Source organism: Wolbachia endosymbiont of Drosophila leontia (assembly GCF_028981785.1).
Classification (GTDB): domain Bacteria; phylum Pseudomonadota; class Alphaproteobacteria; order Rickettsiales; family Anaplasmataceae; genus Wolbachia; species Wolbachia pipientis.
In genome coordinates, this window is record NZ_JAPQLK010000029.1 from 1 (window position 1) to 3091 (window position 3091).

2 protein-coding genes are annotated in these 3091 nt (G+C 36.7%); both read left to right on the forward strand.

Features of this window, described 5'->3' with window-relative positions; genetic code table 11:
* Nucleotides 1–384: 384 nt before the first annotated feature.
* A complete protein-coding gene (gene gatB / locus OZD63_RS00900) occupies nucleotides 385–1809 on the forward strand; it encodes an Asp-tRNA(Asn)/Glu-tRNA(Gln) amidotransferase subunit GatB (protein WP_275007850.1) in 1425 nt (474 codons plus the stop codon).
* A gap of 141 nt (nucleotides 1810–1950) precedes the next feature.
* The gene (locus tag OZD63_RS00905) at nucleotides 1951–3063 is read left to right on the forward strand and encodes a hypothetical protein (protein ID WP_275007852.1); all 1113 of its coding nucleotides are present in this window, start codon (nucleotides 1951–1953) and stop codon (nucleotides 3061–3063) included.
* Nucleotides 3064–3091 lie beyond the last annotated feature (28 nt).

The following is a 3091-nucleotide window of genomic DNA, read 5'->3' on the forward strand; positions in this document are numbered from 1 at the left end:
AAAGGCAAAAGAAACCCTAGGGTAGCTAGTTATTCACTATCCATTTTTTAAGTTGGCGTTTTTTTATGTTCTAAACGCTTTATAAGCGCGTTTCAGCTTATGTAGGTAGAAGTTTTATAAAGACATAAGGTGCACATAGTGCAAAAAATTAAACATGAGACGCCAGATACGTGAGTTTTTTTGTCATTTAATCTGTACAGAGAAGATAAATAAATAGCTTCAATTTTATGATAAGAGGGCTGGCGAAGCTTGTCAAGTAATCTTTTGCATTTAACCCGTTTCTATGGGTAAAACAATCTGCATACCACTTAGCTAACATGAGTTTTGTTTTGACTTTTTGTGCTAATTTTGCAGAATATTAAGATTATCATTTAAATAAAATACATGACGAAAGAGGATTGGGAAGCAGTAATTGGGCTTGAGGTGCACGCTCAAGTTTCTTCTAATACGAAGCTATTTTCTAGCTCATCAACGGAGTTTGGTGCTGAGCATAACACTCAAGTTTCTCTAGTTGATGCGGCAATGCCAGGTACGCTGCCAATACTAAATTATTACTGCATAGAGCAAGCAATACGCACCGGTCTTGCACTTTCTGCAGAAATTAATAAGTATTCTTACTTTGATCGGAAAAATTATTTTTATCCTGATTTACCGCAAGGGTACCAGATAACCCAGTTTTTTGAGCCAATAGTTAAAAATGGTAGAGTATTTATCAACGATAATGAAAAAGAAATAAGAATCGCGAGAATTCATTTAGAGCAAGATGCAGGAAAGAGCGTTCATGAGGAAAGCAAAACTTATGTAGATTTAAATCGTGCAGGGGTTGCTTTAATGGAAATTGTTTCAGAACCAGATCTCCGTTCATCTGCGGAAGCTGCAGAATGCGTGAAAAAATTGAGGCAGATTTTGCGTTACATTGGTTCGTGTGATGGTGATATGGAAAAGGGATCACTTCGTTGTGATGCAAATGTTTCTGTCCGCCTAAAAGGCAGTAGTACATTTGGCACCCGCTGTGAAATAAAAAATCTGAACTCGATACGTTATATTGTGCAAGCTATAGACTATGAAATACAAAGACAAATTGAAATTTTAGAAAGTGGGGAAGAAATAAGTCAAGATACCTTATTGTTTGATGTTGCTTTGGGAAAAACAAAAGTGATGAGAAGCAAAGAGGATGCAAGCGACTATAGATACTTCCCTGAGCCTGATTTATTACCTGTTGAGGTAAGCCAGGATAAAATCGATTCTATTAAATCATCTTTGCCCGAGTTACCAGATCAAAAAAAGCTGCGATACATTGAGGAATTGGGTATCAATGAATACGATGCAAACGTCATTACCTCCGATAAGGCGATTGCTGATTACTTTGAGGAATTGATAAAAAAACACGATTCAAAGCTTGCAGTCACCTGGTTAACTGTAGAGCTTTTTGGTCGTTTAAATAAAGCAGGTATTGATATTGTGAGCTTCCCAATCAAAGCAAATGCCTTGTCGGAGCTCTTAGATTTTATCGTTGATGGAACAATCTCTGCTAAACTTGGCAAACAAGTATTCGATAGTATGTTTGAAACTGGCAAACCTGCATCTTTAGTTATAGAAGAGCAGGACCTAAAGCAAATAACCGATAGAGGTCAAATAGCAGAAGTTATCGACAAAATCATCAATAACAACCAAGATAAAGTTCAAGAATACAAAAGCGGTAAAACAAAATTATACGGATTCTTTGTTGGCGAAGTTATGAAATCCACTAAGGGAAAAGCCAGCCCCGATGTGGTGAATTCAATTTTGAGTGAGAGATTAAGTAATTAGTCACATTTTTTTATTTACATAACAGCACATCTCGTAGATATTCTCAGATTTACGCTACGATATCTTTAATCTCATGACATATAATTTTATTATTTTTTTACCATTTGTCGGCACCATCTTTAAAATTATGTGAGGTTGAGGATGCCTGTAAGATTATCCTGCTCGGCGGTTAAGCGCACCTTTCATGGTATTATGTATCAAGCGAGATGGCTAACGCTGTTTCCTAAACATGCAGTAGATAGAGAGTATTCTTTCCGCCTATTCACAGAGAAAAAATCAGCTAAGGATTTTGATGATATTGTTCTTCGGTATGAACAAGATGGGGAAATAGTACATAGATTCATACAAGTCAAGCACAGGCAGGGTAGGCACAAAAAGATCAGTATAGGTGACTTATTAACACCGGGAAAGAATGGTGCGTTTGGCTTAATAAAATATCTCATTGCTTATTTAAAGATCAAAAGTAGTGGAGAGTTTGAGGGTGAAATAGAGGATTTTGTCATTGTTACAAATGATGATTTTGATTCCGCGGATTCGACATCGCATCCAGTAAGAAAGCTGAGAATGATGCCGAGTGGGAAGAATAAAGGAAAGGAAATTTCAGTCATAAGAATAGACACACAAGATGAGTTTCTGGATGTAGGTGATGGTGTAAGATATAAATTTGATGATAGCATTATCTCATATTTGCAGGAGAATAAGAATTTTATAAAGCGTGAGGTAGGTAGAGAAGTCAGCGATAAAGAAATAGAATACTTTTTGAATAAATTAGTATTTGCAGTCAATTTGCCAAGCGGAACTGAACTTAGTGAAATTATTAAGAGTGAATTGGGCAAGGAATTCAGCAATACTGATGCAAAGCACTTTTACAGCCGTTACCAGGAAGAAGCGCTGATTTTGCTGGAGAAAGAAGAAGAGGAGTTTCTATCATATGAGAAAGCAAAAGCTCTTCTTGAAGAAATAAGAGAGGAAATTTTAGGAGCGGTTTGGTTTGGCATAATAGAGCCAGTGGCATCTTTTACTGGTAGAGGCAGAGTATTAACAGCTCTGCATAATGTACTACAAAGAAGTGCAAAAAAACAAGCGGTGATATCGCAGGTTGCCTCTATTAGTGGTCTTGGAGGGGTAGGTAAGAGTGAGTTAGCTAGGAAATATGCTTACAAATATGGAAAGGATTATTACGATAACGTGATATGGATAAGTGCTGAAAACTCTAAGAACCTGTTTAAAATCTTCGTAATAGGAGAGAAATGAAGGAAAGGACAATCATTTGCAAGCTGGT

Coding starts and splice junctions, on each gene's coding strand:
- gatB (WP_275007850.1), top strand. CDS start 385: ATGACGAAAGAGGATTGGGAAGCAGTAATTGGGCTTGAGGTGCACGCT.
- OZD63_RS00905 (WP_275007852.1), top strand. CDS start 1,951: ATGCCTGTAAGATTATCCTGCTCGGCGGTTAAGCGCACCTTTCATGGT.